The 22036-nt window shown below is 66.2% G+C and carries 21 protein-coding genes and 1 tRNA gene; 3 read left to right on the top strand and 19 right to left on the bottom strand.

Annotated elements, in window-relative coordinates; genetic code table 11:
• Positions 1-9: 9 nt before the first annotated feature.
• Genes lpdA through FHW97_RS21155 form a run of 3 tightly spaced genes read right to left on the bottom strand, consistent with a single transcriptional unit; the run spans position 10 to position 3092 of the window.
• Complete coding sequence (gene lpdA / locus FHW97_RS21165; protein WP_022677072.1) at positions 10-1422, bottom strand: dihydrolipoyl dehydrogenase; 1413 nt, start codon at positions 1420-1422, stop codon at positions 10-12.
• A gap of 12 nt (positions 1423-1434) precedes the next feature.
• Complete coding sequence (locus FHW97_RS21160) at positions 1435-1809, bottom strand: acyl-CoA thioesterase (RefSeq protein WP_022677071.1); 375 nt, start codon at positions 1807-1809, stop codon at positions 1435-1437.
• Positions 1806-3092 (bottom strand): pyruvate dehydrogenase complex dihydrolipoamide acetyltransferase, encoded by a 1287-nt coding sequence (locus FHW97_RS21155; protein ID WP_171799684.1) that lies wholly within the window; start codon positions 3090-3092, stop codon positions 1806-1808. The genes FHW97_RS21160 and FHW97_RS21155 overlap by 4 nt, the downstream gene beginning before the upstream one ends.
• Before the next feature lie 253 nt (positions 3093-3345).
• Here FHW97_RS21155 and FHW97_RS21150 point away from each other — a divergent pair, with 253 nt between their 5' ends.
• Positions 3346-3807, top strand: a complete 462-nt coding sequence (locus FHW97_RS21150) for a universal stress protein (RefSeq protein WP_171799683.1) — start codon at positions 3346-3348, stop codon at positions 3805-3807.
• A gap of 108 nt (positions 3808-3915) precedes the next feature.
• Here the strand turns inward: FHW97_RS21150 and FHW97_RS21145 are convergent, their stop codons facing one another.
• Positions 3916-6210 carry a ribonuclease R family protein gene (locus tag FHW97_RS21145; RefSeq protein WP_171799682.1) on the bottom strand — a complete coding sequence of 765 codons (2295 nt, stop codon included), beginning with the start codon at positions 6208-6210 and terminating at the stop codon, positions 3916-3918.
• A gap of 51 nt (positions 6211-6261) precedes the next feature.
• A complete protein-coding gene (locus tag FHW97_RS21140) occupies positions 6262-7023 on the bottom strand; it encodes a helix-turn-helix domain-containing protein (protein WP_171799681.1) in 762 nt (253 codons plus the stop codon).
• An 80-nt stretch (positions 7024-7103) separates the two neighbouring features.
• Between FHW97_RS21140 and FHW97_RS21135 the strand changes: the two genes are divergently transcribed.
• Positions 7104-7871, top strand: coding sequence for a class I SAM-dependent methyltransferase (locus FHW97_RS21135; protein ID WP_171799680.1), 768 nt, complete (start codon positions 7104-7106; stop codon positions 7869-7871).
• Here FHW97_RS21135 and FHW97_RS21130 read toward each other — a convergent pair whose 3' ends face one another.
• The 14 genes from FHW97_RS21130 to efp all read right to left on the bottom strand — a co-directional run bounded on the left by FHW97_RS21130 (position 7872) and on the right by efp (position 21486).
• Positions 7872-8456 (bottom strand): DUF805 domain-containing protein, encoded by a 585-nt coding sequence (locus tag FHW97_RS21130; protein WP_171799679.1) that lies wholly within the window; start codon positions 8454-8456, stop codon positions 7872-7874. It abuts the gene before it with no gap.
• 41 nt (positions 8457-8497) lie between these two features.
• Complete coding sequence (locus tag FHW97_RS21125; protein ID WP_171799678.1) at positions 8498-9817, bottom strand: M28 family peptidase; 1320 nt, start codon at positions 9815-9817, stop codon at positions 8498-8500.
• Positions 9818-10002: 185 nt separating this feature from the next.
• On the bottom strand, positions 10003-11550 hold the full coding sequence (proS, locus tag FHW97_RS21120; RefSeq protein WP_168351175.1) for a proline--tRNA ligase: 1548 nt from the start codon (positions 11548-11550) through the stop codon (positions 10003-10005).
• Between the two features lie 72 nt (positions 11551-11622).
• A complete protein-coding gene (gene phaR / locus FHW97_RS21115; RefSeq protein WP_022674919.1) occupies positions 11623-12186 on the bottom strand; it encodes a polyhydroxyalkanoate synthesis repressor PhaR in 564 nt (187 codons plus the stop codon).
• Between the two features lie 72 nt (positions 12187-12258).
• On the bottom strand, positions 12259-13335 hold the full coding sequence (locus FHW97_RS21110) for an alanine racemase (protein WP_171799677.1): 1077 nt from the start codon (positions 13333-13335) through the stop codon (positions 12259-12261).
• A gap of 32 nt (positions 13336-13367) precedes the next feature.
• Positions 13368-14975: an MFS transporter gene (locus FHW97_RS21105; protein ID WP_171799676.1), complete on the bottom strand. Its 1608-nt coding sequence runs from the start codon at positions 14973-14975 to the stop codon at positions 13368-13370.
• 41 nt (positions 14976-15016) lie between these two features.
• Positions 15017-15448: an iron-sulfur cluster assembly scaffold protein gene (locus FHW97_RS21100; RefSeq protein WP_171799675.1), complete on the bottom strand. Its 432-nt coding sequence runs from the start codon at positions 15446-15448 to the stop codon at positions 15017-15019.
• Position 15449: 1 nt separating this feature from the next.
• Positions 15450-16061, bottom strand: coding sequence for a CvpA family protein (locus tag FHW97_RS21095; protein ID WP_168351178.1), 612 nt, complete (start codon positions 16059-16061; stop codon positions 15450-15452).
• A gap of 10 nt (positions 16062-16071) precedes the next feature.
• A complete protein-coding gene (radA, locus tag FHW97_RS21090; RefSeq protein WP_062782525.1) occupies positions 16072-17439 on the bottom strand; it encodes a DNA repair protein RadA in 1368 nt (455 codons plus the stop codon).
• Between the two features lie 58 nt (positions 17440-17497).
• On the bottom strand, positions 17498-18010 hold the full coding sequence (locus FHW97_RS21085; RefSeq protein WP_022674913.1) for a hypothetical protein: 513 nt from the start codon (positions 18008-18010) through the stop codon (positions 17498-17500).
• Between the two features lie 117 nt (positions 18011-18127).
• Positions 18128-19882 (bottom strand): chloride channel protein, encoded by a 1755-nt coding sequence (locus tag FHW97_RS21080; protein ID WP_054131235.1) that lies wholly within the window; start codon positions 19880-19882, stop codon positions 18128-18130.
• 79 nt (positions 19883-19961) lie between these two features.
• Positions 19962-20045, bottom strand: a tRNA-Leu gene (locus FHW97_RS21075).
• Between the two features lie 54 nt (positions 20046-20099).
• Positions 20100-20918 carry an inositol monophosphatase family protein gene (locus FHW97_RS21070; RefSeq protein WP_043607560.1) on the bottom strand — a complete coding sequence of 273 codons (819 nt, stop codon included), beginning with the start codon at positions 20916-20918 and terminating at the stop codon, positions 20100-20102.
• Between the two features lie 4 nt (positions 20919-20922).
• Complete coding sequence (gene efp / locus FHW97_RS21065; protein WP_054131025.1) at positions 20923-21486, bottom strand: elongation factor P; 564 nt, start codon at positions 21484-21486, stop codon at positions 20923-20925.
• 93 nt (positions 21487-21579) lie between these two features.
• Here efp and FHW97_RS21060 point away from each other — a divergent pair, with 93 nt between their 5' ends.
• Positions 21580-22014 carry a hypothetical protein gene (locus FHW97_RS21060; RefSeq protein ID WP_054131024.1) on the top strand — a complete coding sequence of 145 codons (435 nt, stop codon included), beginning with the start codon at positions 21580-21582 and terminating at the stop codon, positions 22012-22014.
• Positions 22015-22036 lie beyond the last annotated feature (22 nt).

Raw genomic sequence — 22036 nt, 5'->3', positions numbered from 1 at the left:
AGACCCAGCTTAGATGTGCAGGGCGCGGCCGTAGGCGGCGAGCACCGATTCATGCATGGATTCGCTGATCGTCGGGTGCGGGAACACCGTGTGCATCAGTTCGGCCTCGGTGGTTTCCAGCGTCTTGCCCACGACAAAGCCCTGAATCATTTCGGTCACTTCGGCGCCGATCATGTGCGCGCCCAAGAGTTCGCCGGTCTTGGCATCGAACACCGTCTTGACGAAGCCTTCCGGCTCGCCCAGCGCGATGGCCTTGCCGTTGCCGATGAACGGGAACGTGCCGGCCTTGACGGTGTAACCCGCTTCCTTGGCCTTGGCCTCGGTCAGGCCGACGCTGGCGATCTGCGGGTGGCAATAGGTGCAGCCGGGGATGTTGGCGCGGTCCATCGGGTGCGGGTGCACGTCCTTATTGCCGAGTTCGGCCGCAATGGCTTCTGCCGCGATCACGCCCTCGTGGCTCGCCTTGTGCGCCAGCCACGGCCCGGGCGTCACGTCGCCGATCGCCCACAGGCCCTTGGCGCCGGTGCGGCCATAGCCGTCGATCTGGATGAAGCCGCGCTCCATCTTCACGCCCTGTGCTTCAAGCCCGATGTTCTCGGTATTGGGCACGATGCCGACCGCCACGATCACATGGCTGTAATCGCCGTCGATCACCTTGCCGTCCTTGGCCTTGATCTTGGCCTTCACGCCATTGGCCGACACCGCCAGGCTTTCCACGCCCGCGCCGGTCATGATCTTCATGCCCTGCTTGGTCAGCGCCTTTTCGAGGAATGCCGAAACATCGGCGTCTTCCACCGGCACGACGCGATCGAGCATTTCGACCACGGTCACGTCAGCGCCCATGTCGTTGTAGAAGCTGGCGAACTCGATACCGATCGCGCCCGAGCCGATGACCAGGAGCTTGCTCGGCAGTTCCTTGGGCGTCATCGCGTGGCGATAGGTCCACACGCGGTTGCCATCGGCCTTGGCAAACGGCAGGTCACGTGCGCGGGCGCCAGTGGCGACGATCACGTGCTTGGCCGAAATCGTTTCGGTGCCCTTGTCGCCGGTCACTTCGATGCTGGTGGGGCTCTTCAAGACGCCCGTGCCCATGTGCACGGTGATCTTGTTCTTCTTCATCAGGTGCGTCACGCCCTGGTTAAGCTGCTTGGCCACGCCGCGCGAACGCTTGACCACCGCGTCCAGATCGGCGCGGATGTTGTCGGCCGCCAGGCCATAGCTCGCCGCGTGCTTCATGTGGTTGAGCACTTCGGCCGAGCGCAGCAGCGCCTTGGTGGGAATGCAGCCCCAGTTGAGGCAGATGCCGCCGAGCAGCTCGCGCTCGACAATGGCGGTCTTGAGGCCCAGCTGGGCGCAGCGGATTGCCGCTACATAGCCGCCAGGACCCGAACCGAGGACGATCACGTCATATTGATCAGCCACTTGGAATTCTCCTTATTCGTCAACCGGGCGGGGCCGGCCGGTGCCGTCAACGGCAACAAACGTGAACTTGGCCTGGGTGACCATCGAGGACTGCTCGCGATGGCGTTCGCGGCGCCATGCCTCGATGGCGATGGTCATCGAAGTGCGCCCGGTCTTTTCGATTTCGCCATAGACCGACACCTCGTCACCCACCTTCACCGGATTGAGGAACTGCATGCCGTCGAGCGCGATGGTGACCGCGCGCCCGCGACAACGCCGCGAGGCGATCAGCCCCGCAGCATTGTCCATCAGGCACATCAGCCATCCGCCGAAAATGTCGCCATAGGCGTTGCAATCCGCCGGCATGGCGGTGACGCGGATGGCCGGCTCGCGGCTGCTTACGCTCATGCCACCAGCGCCAACGGATTTTCGACGATCTGCTTGAACGCCTGCATCAGTTCGGCGCCATCGGCCCCGTCGATCGCGCGGTGGTCAAAGCTGCCGGTGGCGCTCATCACCGTCGCCACGCCCAGCGCGCCATCGACGATGTAGGGGCGCTGCTCGCCAGCGCCCACGGCCAGGATCATGCCCTGCGGCGGATTGATCACGGCTTCGAACTGCTTGATGCCGAACATGCCGAGGTTGGACAGCGAGGCGGTGCCGCCCTGGAATTCATGCGGCTGCAGCTTGCCTTCGCGGGCCTTGCCGGCCAGCTGCTTCATCTCGGTGGCGATGGCCGAGATCGACTTGGCCCCGGCATCCTTGATGATCGGCGTGATCAGGCCCGAAGGCGCGGCCACGGCCACCGACACGTCGACGCGGGTGAAGCTGCGCAGCTCATCACCGGCAAAGCTGACGTTGCACTTGGGCACCTGGACCAGGGCCTTGGCCAACGCCTTGATCAGCAGGTCGTTGACAGAAAGCTTGACGCCCTGCGCTTCAAGCGCGGCGTTCAATTGGCTGCGCAGCTTGAGCAGCGCATCGAGGCGCACGTCGACCGTAAGGTAGATGTGCGGGATGGTCTGCTTGGCTTCGGTCAGGCGGCGCGCAATGGTCTTGCGCACGTTGTTGAGCTTCTGCGCTTCGTAAGGGATGCCGAAATCGGGCACTGCAGCCGGTGCGGGCGCCGCAGCCGGGGCCGGCGTGGCGGCGGCGGGCGCAGCCGGGGCAGCAGTGGCGGCGGGCGCTGCAGCCGCACCGGGCTTGGCCCCCAGCACATCGGCCTTGGTCACGCGGCCGTTCGGGCCACTGCCCTTGACGGCCGACAGGTCGATGCCCTTTTCAGCGGCAATGCGCTTGGCCAGCGGCGTGGCGATGACGCGATCGCCCTTGGCGGCCGGGGCAGCAGCAGGCGCAGCGGGTGCCGGGGCGCTGGCAGCAGGCGCCGGCGCGGCTTCGGCGGCCTTGGCCGGCGCGGGTGTGGCCGGTGCCGGGGCGCTGGCATCTTCGTCTTCGCCGGCGATCATGGCGATCACGGTGCCAACCTTCACGCCTTCGCTGCCTTCAGCCACGTCGATCGACACGATCGTGCCTTCGTCCACCGCTTCGAATTCCATGGTGGCCTTGTCGGTTTCGATTTCGGCCATGATGTCGCCCGAGGAAACCTTGTCACCAACCTTGACGAGCCAGCGGGCCAGCGTGCCCTCTTCCATCGTTGGGGACAGGGCGGGCATCTTGATCGCGATGGGCATGGGCTGTTTTCCGTGTCCTTGCTGACAAAAGTGTCAATTCGGTTTGCAAAACCGGTTTTTTCTCAAAAATTCGGGTTAAATCGAATTTCTGTTTCACCACTCCATTTCACCAGCCTTGCACCTTCGGTCAAGCCTCTAGCGACGCGCGCGGGCGATGATTTTTACGCATCCTGCCGTGCCCGTGCACCTCACCTATTTGCCAGAACCCCGCATTCGCGATACCACCTGCGCGAAACGGGGGCGGATCAAGCACATGCCAGACCAGCAGCGCATCTATCTGGTAATCATGGACGAGACGGAAGAAGCGGCACGAGCCCTGCGCTTTGCCGCGCGCCGCGCCGTGCGCACCAGCGGCGGGGTGCACATTCTGGCGCTGGTGCCGCGCCAGGAATTCGTCGCTTTTGCCGGAGTTCAGGCCACCATCGAGCAGGAAGCGCACGATCGCGCCGAAGTGCTGGCGACAGCCGCGGCCGGCAGCCTGGCCAGCGAATCTGGCCTGGCGCCGCTGATCAGCGTGCGGCAGGGCAACGGCCCGCAGGTGGTGCGCGAATACCTCAAGGAGCACCCGGAAGTGTCGGCCCTGGTGCTGGGCGCGGCGCAGGACAATCCCGGCCCACTGATCACCCACTTTGCCGCGGCCGCGGGCACCCTGCCCTGCGTGCTGATGATCGTGCCGGGCGGCGTCGATGACGAGACGATCGACGCGGTGAGCTGACGCCGCCCCTCCACCACCGCTTCGCGGCGGTTCCCCTCCCCCGGTGGGGGAGGATCAGCAGGTCCTCCCCCACCGGGGGAGGTGGCGGCCGCAGGCCGTCGGAGGGGGTTACTTGCGCTTGCCCTGGTGTCGAATGTTGCCGGGCCGGCCGCGTTGGCCGACCATGTGCTTGCCGCGCGGCTTGGGCTTGCCATCCAGCTTGCTGCCACGCCGTTCGATACGCTGTACGCCTTCGGCCACGTCCACCGGCTCGAACTTGAGCGCGCCGGTGAGCGGGTTGGCTTCGGCCAAGCGCAGCTTGAGGATCATGCCCATGGCAAATTCCTCCCCGCTCAATTCGCCGACCAGGCGCTGGGCCTTTTCATCGTAATTGAAGCGCTCGGCGCCCAGGGTCGACACCGGCACCAGGCCATCGCCGCCCAGACCCAGGATCGTGGCGAACAGCCCGAATTTCTGCACGCCACTGATGCGCGTGTCGAACACCTCGCCCACGCGGGTGGATAGCCAGGCCGCAACATAGCGATCGATCGTCTCGCGCTCGGCTTCCATCGCGCGGCGCTCGGCCGCGCTGATGGCGTCAGAGACGCGGGCAAGATCGCCCTTGTCGCGATCAGACAGGCCCGAGGTGCCAGGGACGGCATGATCGGCCGGGCGTGGCTGCTCCAGGCCATAGGCATCGACCAGCGCGCGGTGCACCAGCAAGTCGGCATAGCGGCGGATCGGCGAGGTAAAGTGGGCATAGCTGCCCAGGCCCAAGCCAAAGTGCCCGGCATTGCGCGGGCCGTAATAGGCCTGGGTCTGGCTGCGCAGCACCGCTTCCATCACCAGCGCCTTTTCCGCCTCGTCAGTCACGTCCTTGAGCATGCGGTTGAACAGGCCCGGCGTGATCACCTGGCCCAGCGACAGCTTGCGATCGAATGTGGCGAGATAGTCCTTGAGCGCCAGCAGCTTTTCCCGGCTCGGCGGCTCGTGAATGCGATAGACCACCGGGGCAGTCTTGGCTTCCAGCGCCTTGGCCGCCGCCACGTTGGCCGCGATCATGAAGTCTTCGACCACGCGGTGCGCGTCGAGCCGTTCGCGCAGGGCGATCTGGGCAATGCGGCCCTGGTCATCGAGCATCACGCGGCGTTCGGGCAATTCAAGTTCCAGCGGATCGCGCGCGGCACGGGCCTTTTCCAGCAGGCGCCAGGCTGCCCACAGGTTCTGCAGGTGCGGCTCGGCCCGATCTTCATCGATGCGGGCCTGCGCCTCTTCATAGGCGATGACTTCGTGGATGCGCACCAGCGCGCGGGTAAAGCGGAAGTCCTTGATCCGGCCATCGGCGGCAATGTGCAGATGGCAGGCCATGGCCGCGCGATCGGCGCCGGATTTCAGCGAGCAGACATCGGCGCTGAGCACTTCGGGCAGCATCGGCACGACGCGATCGGGGAAATAGACCGAATTGCCGCGCTTGCGCGCATCGCGATCGAGCTGACCGCCGGGGCGCACGTAAAAGCTGACGTCAGCGATGGCGACAAGGGCGCGGAAGCCGCCCTCGCCATCGGGCTCAGCCCAGATGGCATCGTCGTGATCGCGAGCGTCGCTGGGATCGATCGCGACGATCGGCAGGGCGCGGAGGTCTTCGCGGTGATCGTGGCTGAGCGGCAGCTTGGCAGCGACGTGCGCCTCGTCCAGCGCTTCGGGCGCAAAGGCCATGGGGATGCCGTGCTTGTGGATCGCGATCAGGCTGAACGCGCGCGGCGCCAGCGGATCGCCCAGCACTGCCGTTACCCGCATGCCCGAGCGAGGGCTGCGCCCCGCCGGCTCTGCCAGCACCAGTTGCCCGGCCTCTGCCCCGCCCAGATCGGAAATCGGCGCGGCGTGGCGCTCGCGCTTGTCGATCGGGGCGAGCCAACCCTTGCCCACGCCATCGAGTTCGACCACGCCCATGACCTGCTCGCTTTGCTGCGGCAGCTTCTTCATGGGGTGGGCCAGCCACTTGCCACTGCCTGGCCCGCCGACCTCTTCAGTGCGGGCCAGCACGCGGTCGCCCGGCTTAAGCGCGGCCTGGCGGTCCCGCGCCTTGCCCTTGGGCTCGATCACGCGCAGGCGCGGCGGCGGGCTGGCATCATCGGGCTGCCAGCTGTCGGGAATGGCCAGGACATGGCCTTCGTCAATCTCGACGACGCGCAGCACCGTCACCTTGGGCACGCCGCCCATGGCGTGGAACGCGGTGCGGTTGCCGTCAATCAGGCCCTCTTCGGCCATGTCCTTGAGCAGCGCCTTGAGCGCGATCTTTTCCGTGCCCCTCAGGCCGAATGCCTTGGCAATCTCGCGCTTGCCGGCTGGTTCTGCACTCTGGGCGATGAAATCGAGCACCTGCTGGCGCGTAGGGAGTCCCGCGGGAAAATTGGTCTTGGCCATTCCAGCGCATGTGGGCGTTTGGCGCGCAAAGCGCAACCTTTGCCGCGCGCATCACGCCGGGTGCAGCACCACCACCTTGGTATCGGGGCGATCGGCGGGAATCCAGGTGAACTGACGAAAGGCCAGATGCCCGTCCCAGGGATGATCGAACCGGCGCAGGCCGCCTTCGCGCCCCTGCACCACCTGCTCGTCCCACAGGCTGGCGAATTCAGCGCTTTGCCCGCGCAAATCGGCCACGATCCGCTCGCTGACAGGATCGCCATGCCGCCCGGCATGATCGGCGCGAAATTCCGCAATCAGGCGGCGGGCGCGCTCGTGCCAATCGGGCAGCATGGCGCGCGCTTCAGCCCGCAGGAACATGTAGCGCAGCAGGTTGCGCTCTCCCAGATCGTCGAGCCAGCCGGGAAACAGCCGCGCGGCGGCCGCATTCCAGCAGGTCGCGCGCCAGGTGCGATCGAGGCCATAGGCCGGGCCAGGCGCGAAATCGACCAGCACACGCACCGAATCGGGCGCCTCTTCCAGCGCCAGGGCGACCGGCGCCTCGGGATCGAGCCGGCCGGCCAGTTCGAACAGATAGGCGCGCTCTGCCACCGACAGCGCCAGCGCCCGCGCCAGGCGGGCGAGCGCATGGGGCGATGGATTGGCCTCGCGCCCCTGCTCCAGCCAGGTCAGCCAAGTAGTGCTGATCCCGGCGCGGATCGCCAGTTCCTCGCGCCGCAGGCCGGGCGTGCGGCGGCGGCCCCCTGCCTCGGCCGGGCTGCGTTCGCGCATGGCGCGCAGGAAGCGGCCGAGTTCCAGTCTCGTATCGGTCATGGCAGCGCTTATAACAGGATAAACGCCAATCTTGTAACAGGGTAAATTGCGCGCCACACCCCGCCGGGAAAGGATAGACCATGATTCAGCCCAACCACGACAGCCACGCTGACGCCCAATTCGGCAGCCGCGCCGCCGCCTATGTTTCCAGCACCGTTCACGCCCAGGGTGCCGATCTCGCCCGCATCGCCCAGGCGCTGGCCGAACGCCGCCCCGCCCGGTTGATCGACATCGGCACCGGCGGCGGCCACGTGGCTTATGCCGCTGCGCCGCATTGTGCCGAGGTGATCGCCACCGATCTTTCCCCGCGCATGCTGGACGCTGTCGAGGCCGAAAGCGCGCGCCGTGGCATGGCCAACATCGTCACCTGCGTGAGCGCCGCCGAAACCCTGCCCTTTGCCGATGGCCATGCCGATGCAATCAGCAGCCGCTTTTCCGCGCACCACTGGAACAGCCTGGCACGCGGGCTGGCACAGGCGCGGCGGGTGTGCCGGCCCGGCGGGCTGGCGCTGTTTGCCGATGTGGTGGCGCCGGTCCAGGCGCTGTGCGACACGCACTTGCAGGTGATGGAACTGCTGCGCGATGCGTCACACGTGCGCGATTACAGCGCCGCCGAATGGGTGGCGGCGCTGGGCCAGGCCGGCTTTGCCGTGACCGCAATCCAGCCGGGGCGCTTGCGCATGGACTTTGCCGAATGGACGGCGCGGATGGGCACGCCCGCCGCCCATGCCGCCGTGATCCGCCAGGTCCAGCAGCAGGCCCCGCGCGAAGTGCAGGATCATTTTGCGATCGAGGCGGATGGCAGCTTTACCATCGACACCCTGCTGATCGAGGCGGTGGCTGCCTGATCAGGCGTCCAGATCCAGCGGCTCCGGTCCGTAGCGGTTGGTGCCGGGGGTGGACGGGCGCGCCGCCACCGCCACCAGCAAGGCAAGGGCCAGCCAGCCGATCGCGGCAATGCTCCAGTTGGTGGCATGCAGCGCCGCGCCGGGGTGGCCAGGGCCCTGTTGTTGCATTACCGCCATGGTGTGCGCCACTTCGCGCGGGGCGGCCGCCAGCGAAATGAGATAGGGCACGCCCGGCAACAGCGCGAACCAACCGGATAGCCCGCTATCGTGCAAGCGCCGCACCAGGCTGGACAGCAGCATGGCCGCAGTGACCAGGCTTACCACGATGCCCAGGATCATGATCTGGGGCAGCGCGGCGGTGATATTGGCCTGAACCGCGGTGGCCGTGGCGGCAGGATCAGTGCTGTTGCGCGCCGCGGTGAAGGCGGTGTTCATCGTGCTGGCCATCAACGGCACCGTTGCCACCGTGCTGACCACCCAACGCAACAGCAGCAGGAAAACCGCATAGAGCCAGAACTGCTTGCGGCCATCGCGGCCGGTAAGCGTGAACAGATTGCGCAAGCCGTGCTTGATGGCGTGAAGCATGAAAATCCCCCTTTGGCGTGGTCTCCACGCAACCGCTTAAGTTAGTGCTGGGCCTGCTGTGGACCGAAACCGCCGCCCGGCACGGCCGAGGCCACCGGGCTCATGCTGCCATCGGCCGCGATCGCGCTGACGCCGAAGAACCAGTCATCGCCGCGCACGCCGGGCAGCGTGACATGGGTGTCGCTGGTGGTTTGCACGGGCTTGGCCGGCCAGCCCGGTGCATCGGTGGCGCGCTGCCACACGGCATAGCGCACCGCGCCGAGCACCGGCTGCCAGGCGATATCGGTAAAGGTCTGCACCGCCGCCTTGACCGTGGCGACCGGCGGCATCGGCGCGCGGGCCAGCGCCGCCAGCCCGGCAACGTTGAGGCGGGTTACCTTGGCGAGATACGTAAAATCCATGGCGTCGACCGTATCGCCATAGGGGCGTCCCTGCTCGGTGCGCAGATCCTGGTGCTGGCGATCATAGTTTTCGACCGCGACCGAAAAACGCACGGCGGGATAGCCCAGCGCCTCGAACGGCAGGTGATCGCCGCCCCGGCCCATGCGATCAGCGCGCCAGACCTGGCGCACGGCAAGGCCGGTCTTGGCAGGATTGGTCAGGCCCGCCAGCCAGCGCGACAGGTTGCGCGAGGGGCTGTCGTTCTCACCCCCGATCGCGCGCTGCGCACGGCCGAGCGCGGCATCGCCAACGCCACGCGGCCCTTCGGAAAAGACGCGCACATGGGTATCGTCCACCAGCCCGTCAGACCCGCGCGAATTGCCGACGATATCGTTGTTGAACATGGCCTTCACCGTCCACCCCTGCGCCTTGGCGTAATCGGCCAGCAGCTTGCCGCCATAGAGCCCCTGCTCTTCGCCACTGAGCACGGCATAGACGATGGTGGTGGGAAACTTGCGCGCCGAAAGCACGCGCGCGGCCTCCAGCACCAGAGCCGTGCCCGAACCATCATCGTTGGCGCCGGGGGCATCGGCGGTGACATTCATCACGTCGCTCACGCGGCTGTCGATATGGCCGGCGACGATGACGACCTCGTTGGGCCGCTCCGTGCCGCGCTGGATGGCCACGACATCAACGATCTTGGTGGGCGTGGGGACGCGCTCGCCGGTCACCGTGGTTTCGGGGGTGACGATGGTGAGGCACTGACCGCAGGCCGCACTGCTCGCCGCGAACTGCGCCTTGGCCCAGGCCCGCGCCGCGCCGATACCTCGCTTGGGATCGGTGGGAGAGGACATGGTGTGCCGCGTGCCAAAGCCGACCAGGGTTTCGACATCGGCCTTGAGGCGCTGTGGCGAAACCTCTTGCGCATGAAGCGGCACGGCCAGGGCGAGGAGCGGAAGAGCAACAAGAGCGCGGGTCATGTTGCGCAAGGTAAACGAAATTTTGCGGGGCGTAAGGGGGAACATGGGACATGCCCTCCCCCAACCCCCTCCCGCAAGCGGGAAGGGGCTATTCGTCGGGCGCCCCTCCGCTTGCGGGAGAGTTTTTCCTTTGCTCCCCTCCCGCTTGCGGGAGGGGTCGGGGGAGGGAATGTTTTACAAAGCGCTCAATAAGCCCGGGCGATATAGATCGTTTCCACCGCCGGCTCGCCCGTGAACGGGCAGGTGCCGGTGGGTGCGGGACCATCCAGAGGGCTATTGCGGATGGTAAGCTTCAACGCCTTGAGCTGCTCCACCACCTTGTCGAGCGCGGCGCCGGTCGGGCGCGACCAGCCCAGTTCCACCCAGCCGGGGAACTTGCGGTCTTCGGCAAAATAGGCGGCCAGGCCATCGAGATCGGTCACGCCGCGCTCGATCTGCGCATCGCGACGCGCCTCTGCCTGGGCGAACAGCGCAGCCTGGATCGATTCCAGTTCAGCGGCGGCGCTGGCAACGAAATCGTCCTTGGCTTGGCCAACGAAATTGACCTTGCCATCCTCGCGCCACAGGCGATCGCGGCGCACCGCCGAAACCTGGCCATTTTCCGCATCGCGCCCGCCGATTTCGAGGATCAGCGGCACCCCCTTCTTGACCCAGGCCCAGCGCTTGGCGGTGGCCTTGCCGGGGCGCTTGTCGAGCAGGACGCGCACCTTTTCATCGAACACGCTGCGCGCCGCGAGCGCCTTGCGCAGGTCTTCGCAATAGGCGAGCAGCGCGTCATCGCCGTCGTTATCGCGCAGCATCGGCAGGATCACGATCTGGTGCGGCGCCACCTGTGGCGGCGTCTGCAAGCCATCATCATCGCCATGCGTCATGATCACGCCGCCGATCAGGCGGGTGGACACGCCCCACGAGGTGGTGTGGCACAGCGCCTGCTGGCCTTCCTTGTCCTGATAGCGGATGCCCGCTGCCTGCGAGAAGGTGGTGCCGAGATAGTGCGAGGTGCCGGCCTGCAGTGCCTTGCCATCCTGCATCATCGCCTCGATCGAATAGGTCGCGACGGCACCGGGGAAGCGTTCGTTTTCAGGCTTGGGCCCGGCGATGACCGGCAGCGCCAGAACGTCTTGCGCAAAGCCGCGGTACATTTCGAGCGCGCGCAGGGTTTCCTCCATGGCGTCGGCCTCGTCCGCATGGGCGGTATGGCCTTCCTGCCAGAGAAATTCGCTGGTGCGCAGGAACATGCGGGTGCGCATTTCCCAGCGCACGACATTGGCCCACTGGTTGGTCAGCAGCGGCAGATCGCGCCACGATTGCACCCAGCGTGCCATGGCCGCGCCAATCACCGTTTCCGAGGTGGGGCGCACGACCAGCGGCTCTTCCAGCTTGGCTTCCGGATCGGGCATCAGCCCGCCCTTGGGATCGGCGATCAGGCGGTGATGCGTGACAACCGCCATTTCCTTGGCAAAGCCTTCCACGTGGTCGGCTTCCTTGGCGAAGTACGACAGCGGGATGAACAGCGGGAAATAGCAGTTTTCGACGCCCGCTTCCTTGATGCGTGCGTCCATCAGCTTCTGGATGCGTTCCCAGATGCCATAGCCCCATGGCTTGATCACCATGCAGCCGCGCACGCCGGATTCCTCGGCAAGCTCGGCCTCGGCGATGACCGCCTGGTACCACTGGGCAAAGTCTTCTTCGCGCTTGATCGGCAGCGCGTGCTTGATCTTGGGCTGGTTCATGCCCTGCCGGTTAGCCGGTGCGGCGGATCGGGGCAACGCCCCAATGCACGCGCACCGGCAAAAATCGGCGGCTTACTTGCCCAGTTGATCAAGCTTCTTCTGCATTTCGGCCATCTGCTTGCGCAGTTCCGAAAGTTCGCCCTCGCCACCGGCAGGAGCGCTGGCGGGCTTGTCATCCTCGCGCGGGGTGGCGCCGGGGACAAACGCAGCAGCGGCAGCCTTGAACATTTCCATGTTGCGCTGGGCAATCTGCGCCAGCGGGTTGGAACCGATCGAATCCTCGATCGCCTTGCGCAGCTTGTTCTGGTTCTCGCGGAAGTGTTCCATCGAGGCTTCCAGATAGCCCGGCAGCAGCGCCTGCATCGAATTGCCATACATCGCGATCAGCTGGCGCAGGAAGTTGGTCGGCAGCATCTGCTCGCCGGTGGCTTCCTCTTCCATGATGATCTGGGTGAGGATCGAATGGGTCAGGTCGGCGCCACTCTTGGCGTCGATCACTTTGAACTCGACATTTTCCTTCACCATCTGGGCGAGGTGATCGAGCGTGATGTAGCTGGACGTCCGCGTGTTGTAGAGACGGCGGTTGGCGTACTTCTTGATGATGACGGTATCGCCGTCCTTAGCCTGATTTGCCATTTTTATCGGACCCCCGCTGGGAATGTCGTACACGATTAGCAGATGCAGTATGTGCGGCGCAATATGAGTTAATCAAGGTGCAAGACATGCTTTGTCGCGCAAAAATCGGCGGCCCAGCAGGGTAAGCAGCTCATATTGGGACAACCCGCTGATTTTGGCGGCTTCTGGCAGATTATAAGCCACGTCGAGCCAGTCCCCTTCAACCAGCGCGGGCGCATCTGTTGCGTCCACTATGGTCATATCCATCGAAATCCGGCCAATCACTGGCAAGGTCTTGCCCTGCCACAAAAATTCGCCCCTGCCAGACCATGTGCGCAGATAGCCGTCGGCATATCCCAGCGCGACCACCGCGGCTGCAACAGGGCGATCGGCGGTAAACGTGGCATTATAGCCGACATGATCGCCCGGATGGAGCTGGCGCCGCTGGATCACGGCCGCCTGCGGCCGCGCCACTGGGGCGATCATGCCCGCCAGTTCGCTGCGCACAATGCCGCCATAAAGCGCGATGCCCGGCCGCGTCACATCGGCATGCCACGGGGCACCCAGCGCGATGCCGGCGCTGTTGGCAAGGCTGTAGCGCCGGGCCTTGATTTGGGCGCGTACCGCCTGAAAGCGGGCGAGTTGCTGCGCATTCTGCGCCACATCCTCGTCCGCGCTGGCAAGATGCGAAATGCAGCAGTCGATATCCAGCGCCGCCAAGCCGGGATCGCCCAGATCGGCCATCGGCAGGCCCAGGCGGTTGATCCCGGTATCGACCATCAGGTCGCAACGCCCGCCGCCCGCGGCCAGCCAGCGCTGCACTTGCGCCAGGGAGTTGAGCACCGGGGTAACCCCAGTGGCGCGGGCATAGGCCACGTCTGCCGCGTTCATCGGGCCATGCAGCACGTGGATCGACGCGGCCGGAACATGGGGCAGCAGATCGGGCACTTCGCACCAGTGCGCCACGAACCAGTCGCGGCAGCCGGCCCGCGCCAGGACCGGCACCACCCGCGCCGCACCCAGGCCATAGGCATCGGCCTTGACCGCAGCGCCAGCGCTGGCCGCGCCGCTCAGGCGATCGAGCGCGCGCCAGTTGCTGGCCAGGGCCGTGGCATCAAGGGCAAGCCGCAGCGCGGCAGGGGACAACGGAACGGAAGAAAAAACAGACAACGTTCGATCAAATCCTGATGGATGAAAGCGTTTCAGGCTGGCTCGTCCTGCGGCAGGCCGCCCTTGAGACCCCACAGCGACACCACCAGGGCCACCAGGACGACAACCCAGGTATACCACAGCCCGGCATAGGGATCGCCGGTCTTGGCGATGATGAGTGTGGAAAGAAACGGCAGGAAGCCGCCGAAATAGCCAGTGCCGATGTGATAGGGGATCGACAGCGAGGAATAGCGGATGCGCGGCGGGAACATTTCGCACAGCGTCGCGGCAACCGGCCCATAGGTGGCGCCCGACAGCGCCATGAGGCCGAACAGCACCAGCACGACCAGGATCGCCCGGCCTGGCGTTGGAGTAATACGCGCCAGATCATAGCCGGCCTTGCCCAGCAGGCCTTCCAGCGCCTTGCCCCGCGCCTTCTTGTCGGCCCAGGGATAGGCTTCCAACGGCAGGCGCGCAGCGCCGGCGTGCAGCGAGAGCGTGGCAGCATGTTCGAGGCGATAGGGCACGCCGGTGGCGGTGAGATCCGACAGCAACTTGCCGCACTGGCTAGCTTGATCGATGGCAAAGGCTTCGTAACGGCAATCGGGGCCGGCCACGACCACGGGCAGCTCACGCGCCTGGCGCGCGAGATGCGGATTGGCGAGGGCGCCGATACCCCAATAGAGCGGGAACAGCAGCACCAGCGTGGCGACATAGCCCCACACGATCGGCGCCTTGCGGCCCACGCGGTCGGAAACATGGCCAAAGAACAGGAACGAGCCGACGCCGAACAGCGCGGCGATACCGACGATGATCTCGGCCGCCGTGTCGTTCATTCGCATGGCGGTTTTCAGGAACGTCAGGCTGCTGAACATGGCGGTATACCAGATCACCGTCAGCCCGGCGGCAATGCCGAACAGCGCGACGAGCAGCCGCTTGCGGTTGCCCGGTGCGGTCATGCATTCGATAAAGGGATTGCCGGCCAGCTCGTTTTCCGCCTTCATCGCCTGGAATACCGGGCTTTCCGAAAGCTTGAGCCGCATCCACAGCGAGATTGCCAGCAGCGCCAGGCTGAGGATGAACGGCACGCGCCAGCCCCACGCGGCCCACAGTTCCGGGCCGAATGCCGCCTTGCAGCTGAGCACCACGACCAGGCTGAGGATGAAGCCGCCGACCACGCCGGCCTGGATGAAGCTGGTGAAGAAACCGCGCCGTTCGGGCGCGCAATGTTCGGCGACATAGACCGCCGCGCCGCCATATTCCCCGCCCAGGGCAAGGCCCTGCGCCACGCGCAGCAGGATGACCAAGGCTGGCGCGGTATAGCCGATGCTGGCCGCCGAAGGCACCAGGCCCACGCCCGCCGTGGCCACGCCCATCAGCGCCACAGTCGCCAGGAACGTGTACTTGCGCCCCAGGCGGTCACCCAGGAACCCGAACAGCACAGCGCCCAAGGGGCGAAAGCCAAAGCCCACGGCAAAGACCAGCCAGAACAGCAGCAGTTCGAGCGTGGCATTGCCGGTGGGAAAGAACGCCTTGGACAGGATCGTGCCCAGCGTGCCGTAGATGAAGAAATCGTACCATTCGAACACCGTGCCGGCGGAACTGGCAGCAATCACCAGCCGAATGTCTGCCGCGGTCGGTTCCGCGTGGGTGGTGTTCATGGTGCGTAATTTCCCCCGGGGCACTGTTATCCGGGAATGCCTTAGCCTGCCTTGGCCGGCTCCGCCAGCGCTGCCAGCGCCGAGTCCCACGCCAGCACGATCGCGCCGTGGCGGCCGGGATAGTCGCGCGCCGTGCGCAGCAGGCCGATGCCCGGCCAATCCGGCTCTGCCCCCTCGCCCGCCAGCCATGCGCCCAGTTCGGCGCGCACCTGCGTCAGGCTTTCGGCCGTGTGCCCGATGGCGGCGGCGGCAAAGACCTGGGCGGCGGCCTGCCCCACGGCGCAGGCATGGGGACGAAGGCCGATGCGGGTGATCTGGCCGGCATCGTTACGGGCCAGGCCGATCTGCAGCGTGCTGCCGCAGGCGCGCGAACGCGCCTCGCCCACCAAAGGCAGGCTGTCGTCCCACGGCCATTGCGCCAGAGACATGGCTGCAGCCAGCACCTCGGGCGTGTAGAGAACGGTGGCGCTCATCTCAATTGTCGGCGCTGACCGCATGCTTGCGGTGATGCGCGGCTTTCTTGTGCGCGGCGGTGCTGGGCTTGGGCGTAGCATCGCCATCAGGCGCGTTGGGATCGTCGGCAGCCTGGGCCGCAGCATCGCGCCGCTCGGCAATCATCGCCACCAGTTCCTCGCTCGCGGCATTGAGGAAGGGATAGGTGCGCGCCGCCGTGATCCATTCCGGCCGGCCCTTGACGCCCCAGACCACGTCATAGGCAAAGACCAGCAGCGAAAAGCCCAGGACCATGAGGATTGCGCCTTTGACCGCACCAAACCCGAAGCCGAGCAGCCGATCGATCGGCCCCAGCATCGAATCGCGGCTGGCCGCACCCATCTTGCGCGCGATCAGGCGCATCAGCCCCCAGGGCACGACCATCAGCAGCGCATAGGCAAGAACGCCCGCGCCGGTTTCGGTCTTGAGGTGGGGTTTTAGTGCCTCGGTCAGCGGTTCAAGGCCATAATGCACCGCCACCAGGACGATGCACCATGCCGCAAGCGACAGCACCTCCTCCACGAAACCGCGAAAGAAACCGCCGATCGCGCCGACCGCGACGACCAGGAAGACAACATAATCGAAGCCGGTCATATCCCGGCGATTAAGCGCCGGTCATCACCCGGTCAACGAGATTTGGGAGCAGCCGGATCGGGGAATAGCGCAAACCCTCGACCTTTTCCGCCGCGCCATCGGGGCCGTGCAGCTGGGTAAAGCCCAGCTTGGCCGCCTCGCGCAGACGCACGCCGGAATGCGCCACGGGGCGCACTTCACCGGCGAGCGAGACCTCGCCAAACCAGGCGGTGCCGGCAGACAGGGGCCGATCGGCCAGTGCCGAGACCAGCGCGGCGGCCACCGCAAGATCGGCCGCGGGATCGGTCAGGCGATAGCCGCCCGCCACGTTGAGATAGACTTCGGCCGAGGAAAAGCTGAGACCGCAGCGCGATTCGAGCACGGCGAGCAGCATCGCCAGCCGCCCCGAATCCCAGCCGACCACGGCGCGGCGCGGGGTGGCGCCGCTGGCAAGGCGCACGGTGAGCGCCTGGATTTCGACCAGGACCGGCCGCGTACCTTCCAGCGCCGGAAACACGGCGCTGCCCGGCACCGGCTCTTCCCGGCCCGACAGGAACAAAAGCGAGGGGTTGCCCACTTCCTCCAGCCCTGCCCCGGCCATGGCGAAAACGCCGATTTCATCCACTGCGCCAAAGCGGTTTTTGATCGCGCGCAGGATGCGATACTGGTGGCTGCGCTCCCCTTCGAAGCTCATCACCACGTCGACCATATGTTCGAGCACGCGCGGGCCCGCGATCGAACCATCCTTGGTGACGTGGCCGACCAGTACAAGGGCCACGCCGTTTTCCTTGGCGTAGCGGATCAGCTCGAACGCGCAGCCGCGCACCTGGCTGACCGTGCCGGGCGCGCCCTCGATCTGGTCGGAATGCATGGTCTGGATCGAATCGATCACCAGCAGCGCCGGCGCGTCCATGGTGCCCAGCGTGGTGAGAATGTCGCGCACCGAGGTGGTGGAGGCGAGGCGGATCGGCGCCTTGCCCAGCCCCAGTCGATCGGCGCGCAGGCGGATCTGGTCCGACGCCTCTTCCCCACTGATATAAACGACCATGCCGCCGCTGTTGGCGATGCTGGCCGCCGTCTGCAGCAGCAGGGTGGACTTGCCGATCCCGGGATCGCCACCCATCAGGATGGCCGAGCCCGGCACCAGCCCGCCGCCCAGGGCGCGATCGAATTCAGCCAGGCCCGTCTTGCGCCGCTGCGGCAGGGCAACCGGGCTATCGAGCGAGACGAACTGCACCGCGCGGCCGCCGCTCGACAGGTCATGCTTGGCGGAAAACACCGTCTGCGGCGCTTCTTCCACCAGGGTGTTCCATTCGGCGCAATCGGGGCACTGCCCCTGCCAGCGCGGAGAGACACTGCCACAGGCCTGGCAGATATAACGACGTTTGGGCTTGGCCATGAGCCCGCGCTAACGCGAACAGAGCAAGAACGCAAGCGCCGGATCCGCCATTGCGGCATCAATGAGCGGCGCGCATCGCCCGGGCTGAGAGCAGCACGCCCAGCCCGCGACCAACCAAAAGCCCGGACAGCGCGCCCCGCACGACCGTTTCCACCAGGCGCAGCGCGGGCTGATGCGCCGTGACGGGATCGACCGCATCGAACACCGCCATGCCATAGCGCAGGGCAAAGATGACGAGGATCAGCGCAAAGATCAGCCAGCTCCCGCGCAGATGCAGCCGAACCGGCGGCCCCGGCTCGGCCCGCAACAGCAGGTGATGCCCCAGCGGCCGGCCGACCAGCCCGCCCAGCAGCAACGCGGCCACCCACACGGCCACTTCCAGCGCCGTGGCATGCGCCGCAACCAATCCGACCACGCCGAGGACAACGATCAAGCCCGGCAACACCAATGGCCCGGCCAGGCCGGTCGTGCGCGGACGGGTAGCCTGCCATGCCCGCAACAGCACGAGGCCAAGGACGAACCAGACATAGACCGGGGTATGCGAAGCGATCGCCACTGCGCTTTGCAACATACTCGTGCATCTCCATTTTTCGGACGCGACAGGATGAGCCGTGGGCTATATCCCTGCCCGCGCGCCAGGCGATCGGAAATCTGCCAACGACATAGGCGAAGGGAAAAGCAGCCGCGCCTATTCGCTGAACGTCGAGCGCTGTGCGGCTTCCACTTCTTCGAGATAGCGGCGGCGGGCGTGGCGTTCGGTGATCACCCCCTGCACGACGCCCACGCCATCGACCACAGCGATTTCATCGGCGGCATATTCGTCGAACAGGGCCAGGACCGCCTTGATGTCTGATGCCGGGCCAAGCGTGACGCCGGTCAAGCCGGCCAGGGCGTGGAGCCGCATGTCGGGCGCGAGATCGGGGCGATAGGCCGCTGCCGTGGCCATGATCCCGCGATAGTGCCCCTCATCGTCGACCAGAACCGCCTTGCTGGCCGAGCCGAGCGGCATGCGCGTGCGGAATTCCTCGATCGTCAGGTCTTCGGGCATCGACACCCAGTCGCGGCGCATGATCCGGCCGGCCGACAGGTTGAGCATCCAGCCGATATCGCGCGGGCCGCGAATGTTGCTGCCGCGCACATGCAGGCGCCAGGTGGAGAACGAATAGCCGAACACTTCGCGGGTCAGCGTGCCCGAGACCAGCGAGGCGGTAAGGACCACGCCCATCAATGCGAAATCGTGGGTGATTTCCAGCATGAGCATGGCGAGCGTCATCGGCCCACCGACGATCGACACGCTCAGCGCCGCCATGCCGACCAGCGCCGCGTCGGTGGGATCGAGCGAGAGGCCGGGAAAGAGCTGCCCCGCGATGATCGAAAAGGCCTGCCCCACCACCGAGCCAAGGAACAGCGAGGCAAAGAACAGCCCGCCGCGAAAGCCGCTGGACAGCGCAACCACGCAGGCGGCTATCTTGGCCAAGAGCACCAGGCCGAGGAAATCCAGGCCCGGACGCAGTGCCAGGTTGAGATGCAGCGCGCCGTGTCCGGCCGAAAGCGATTGCGGCGTCAGCAGGGCGAGCGGCACTAGCAGGAAGCCGCCCAGGATCGGCCGCCAGCGCGCCAGCCACTTGAACCGCGCCAGCGTCAGTTCGGCCGCCGTGACCAGGCGCATGACGATGATGCCGACCACCGCTGCCGCCAGCCCCAGCACGCCATAGGCCAGGTAATGCTCGAACGTGAGGCTGCGGCCCACGGCCGTGGTGGCGATCAGCCAGGGTTCGCTGCCCATCAGGCGCGACATGCCGGCCGCGGCCAGCGCCGCCGCCATGACCGGCGCCACCGCGCCGGGCACGAACGAGCCAATCACGATCTCGAACGCATAGAATGCCCCGGCGAGCGGCGCATTGAACGCCGCGCCCACCGCCGCCCCGGCCCCGGCGCCCACAAGGGTGCGCAGATCGTTGCGGCGCAGCTTCATCGCCTGGCCCAGCACCGATGCCATGCCACCGCCCATCTGGGCATAGGCCGCCTCGAGCCCGACAGAAGCGCCGACGCCGTTGGAAATCACCGTCTGCCCGGCAATGATCAGGTTGTCGGCGGGCGGAATGCGCCCACCATGCAGCGCGTTGGCTTCGACCACGTCGATCAGGGGGCGATTGCGACGGCGCAGCCAGCGCGCCCATAGCGCGAGGACGAGGCCGCCGAGCGGCAGAGCGAGCAGGCGCCAAGGATGGCGGATTTCAGCGAGCGCGCTCAGCCGGTTGCCCTCCAGGCCATAGAACACCTGCTGCATGGCATGGGCGATGAAACTGAGCAGGTTGGTCGAAAGGCCGGCCAATGCCCCGGCAATCGCCGCCAGGACGATGAAGGCGGCTTCCCGCTCGCGCAGCAGACGGCGCAGGCGCACGACCAGCTTGATCAGCGTGTTGGACAATGTGTGGGAAATGCTGCGCCGGGGCGAGGAAGAGCCGGAATGGGGCATCGGTCAACCCGCGATCGAGAGCCGGAACAGCATGGCCGGAAAATGGTGCCCCTGGCCCGACTCGAACGGGCACGTCTTTCGACAACCGATTTTGAGTCGGTCGCGTCTACCATTCCACCACAGGGGCACTGCGGCTTGCCGGGGCGCTTTAACCGCCCCGGCAAAAAGGTTCAACCAACTTTCAAGCCTTGATGGCAGTTGCCACCAGCTTGTGCAGCTTGGAATGCATCGCATCGTTGGCGGCCAGCACGGTTGCGTCGCAGATCGGCTGCGAACGGCCGCGATAGTCCGACACGAAGCCACCGGCTTCACGCACCAGAAGGCATCCGGCGGCCGTATCCCACGGCTTGAGGTTGCTTTCCCAGAACCCGTCATAGCGGCCGGCGGCCACCCAGGCGAGATCGAGCGACGCGGCGCCAAAGCGGCGGATACCCGCCACGCGCATGCCGATTTCGTGATAAATGCGCGTCCATTCGCCCATGTCGCCATAGCCCAGGAAGGGAATGCCGGTGGCAACGACCGCGTCTTCGAGATTGCGGCGGGCCGAAACGCGCAGGCGGCGATCCTGCAACCAGGCGCCACGGGTCTTTTCGGCCCAGAAGCTTTCGTCGGTCATCGGCTGATAGACCAGGCCGGCGATAACGTCGCCCCAACCCGAACCATCGAGCGCCGGTTCCTGCACCGCGATCGAGATCGCGAAATGCGGGATGCCGTGAAGGAAATTGGTGGTGCCATCGAGCGGATCGATGATCCAGCGCGGCTTGGAGGCATCGCCTTCAACCACGCCGCCTTCTTCCATCAGGAAGCCCCAATCGGGGCGCGCGGCGCGCAGTTCCTCGTAGATCGTCTGCTCGGCAGCGCGATCAGCCTTGGACACGAAATCGGCCGGGCCCTTGCGGCTCACCTGAAGGTGCTCGACTTCGCCGAAGTCGCGGCGCAGGCGCGTGCCAGCCTTGCGGGCGGCACGCTCCATCACCCGGACGAGACCGGAAATCGCCATGAGATCAGCCCGCCTTGCCGACGTAGGAACGCTCGTACACGTCCACCACGATGCGCGTGCCGCTTTCGATGTGCGGCGGCACCAGGATGCGCACGCCATTGTCGAGCACGGCCGGCTTGTACGACGAAGAGGCGGTCTGGCCCTTCACCACGGCGTCGGCTTCGACGATGGTGGCTTCGACGGTTTCGGGCAGTTCGACCGAGATCGGGCGCTCGTCATACATTTCGAGCAGCACGGTCATGCCATCCTGCAGGAACGCAGCGGCATCGCCGAGAAGATCGCTGGGCAGCGTGATCTGGTCGTAGGTTTCCACGTCCATGAACACCAGGTCTTCGCCCTCGGCATAGAGGAACTGGAAGTCCTTGGTATCGAGGCGCACGCGCTCGACCGTGTCGGCGCTGCGAAAGCGCACGTTGGTCTTGCGGCCATCGATCAGGTTCTTCATTTCGACCTGCATGAACGCGCCGCCCTTGCCGGGCTGGGTGTGCTGGGTCTTGGCAACCTTCCAGATGCCTTTTTCGTATTCCAGGATGTTGCCCGGACGGATGTCCACGCCGCTGATCTTCATGATGGAAAGAGCCCTGACCAAAGTAGGAAAGGCCGCGCCTTAGCCGAGGTGGCCGATTGCTTCAAGCCGCTGATGCATGCTAGCCGGTGCGGCATGACCATGCGCGCACGCAATGCCTCGCTGGCGGCCCTTGCCCTGATGCTGGCCGCATCCACCGCTTCGCTGCCGGCCCACGCCGTGCCGGGCGGCGATCTGGGCACGCTGCACAACGGCCGCTGGACCTGCGAACAGGGCGGCGATGCCGCGATTCTGCCGCGCCATGTGCCCGACCAGGAATTTCGCATTACGCCCGATTCCAGCTACCGCACGCCCGATGGCAAGGGGGGCGGCACCTATATCCTGCTGGGCCGGGCGATGAGCTTTACCTCGGGCCCCTATTACGGCCGCACGTTTCAGGCACAGGGGCCCAACACGGTGCTGCAGCTTGATGCCAACGGCAAGCGCACCGGTGTGCGCTGCACCCGCACCGGCGCGCCCAGCGGCGGCTTTGCCGATGCGCCCGAAGCCGGCGTGAACGGGGCGAACTGACCGCTGTTGCCGCCGGCCCACA

The organism is Novosphingobium sp. SG754 (assembly GCF_013149315.1).
Taxonomy (GTDB): Bacteria; Pseudomonadota; Alphaproteobacteria; order Sphingomonadales; family Sphingomonadaceae; genus Novosphingobium; species Novosphingobium capsulatum.
This window is presented reverse-complemented; position numbering and strand designations above follow the sequence as displayed.

Bases quoted from the DNA above. Each gene is read 5' to 3' on its own strand.
- FHW97_RS21140 (WP_171799681.1), bottom strand. From the start codon at position 7,023: ATGACCGATACGAGACTGGAACTCGGCCGCTTCCTGCGCGCCATGCGC.
- FHW97_RS21095 (WP_168351178.1), bottom strand. From the start codon at position 16,061: ATGACCGGCTTCGATTATGTTGTCTTCCTGGTCGTCGCGGTCGGCGCG.
- FHW97_RS21155 (WP_171799684.1), bottom strand. From the start codon at position 3,092: ATGCCCATCGCGATCAAGATGCCCGCCCTGTCCCCAACGATGGAAGAG.
- FHW97_RS21150 (WP_171799683.1), top strand. From the start codon at position 3,346: ATGCCAGACCAGCAGCGCATCTATCTGGTAATCATGGACGAGACGGAA.
- radA (WP_062782525.1), bottom strand. From the start codon at position 17,439: ATGGCCAAGCCCAAACGTCGTTATATCTGCCAGGCCTGTGGCAGTGTC.
- FHW97_RS21060 (WP_054131024.1), top strand. From the start codon at position 21,580: ATGACCATGCGCGCACGCAATGCCTCGCTGGCGGCCCTTGCCCTGATG.
- efp (WP_054131025.1), bottom strand. From the start codon at position 21,486: ATGAAGATCAGCGGCGTGGACATCCGTCCGGGCAACATCCTGGAATAC.
- FHW97_RS21145 (WP_171799682.1), bottom strand. From the start codon at position 6,210: ATGGCCAAGACCAATTTTCCCGCGGGACTCCCTACGCGCCAGCAGGTG.
- FHW97_RS21135 (WP_171799680.1), top strand. From the start codon at position 7,104: ATGATTCAGCCCAACCACGACAGCCACGCTGACGCCCAATTCGGCAGC.
- FHW97_RS21130 (WP_171799679.1), bottom strand. From the start codon at position 8,456: ATGCTTCACGCCATCAAGCACGGCTTGCGCAATCTGTTCACGCTTACC.
- FHW97_RS21105 (WP_171799676.1), bottom strand. From the start codon at position 14,975: ATGAACACCACCCACGCGGAACCGACCGCGGCAGACATTCGGCTGGTG.
- phaR (WP_022674919.1), bottom strand. From the start codon at position 12,186: ATGGCAAATCAGGCTAAGGACGGCGATACCGTCATCATCAAGAAGTAC.
- FHW97_RS21100 (WP_171799675.1), bottom strand. From the start codon at position 15,448: ATGAGCGCCACCGTTCTCTACACGCCCGAGGTGCTGGCTGCAGCCATG.
- FHW97_RS21070 (WP_043607560.1), bottom strand. From the start codon at position 20,918: ATGGCGATTTCCGGTCTCGTCCGGGTGATGGAGCGTGCCGCCCGCAAG.
- proS (WP_168351175.1), bottom strand. From the start codon at position 11,550: ATGAACCAGCCCAAGATCAAGCACGCGCTGCCGATCAAGCGCGAAGAA.
- FHW97_RS21085 (WP_022674913.1), bottom strand. From the start codon at position 18,010: ATGTTGCAAAGCGCAGTGGCGATCGCTTCGCATACCCCGGTCTATGTC.
- FHW97_RS21125 (WP_171799678.1), bottom strand. From the start codon at position 9,817: ATGACCCGCGCTCTTGTTGCTCTTCCGCTCCTCGCCCTGGCCGTGCCG.
- FHW97_RS21160 (WP_022677071.1), bottom strand. From the start codon at position 1,809: ATGAGCGTAAGCAGCCGCGAGCCGGCCATCCGCGTCACCGCCATGCCG.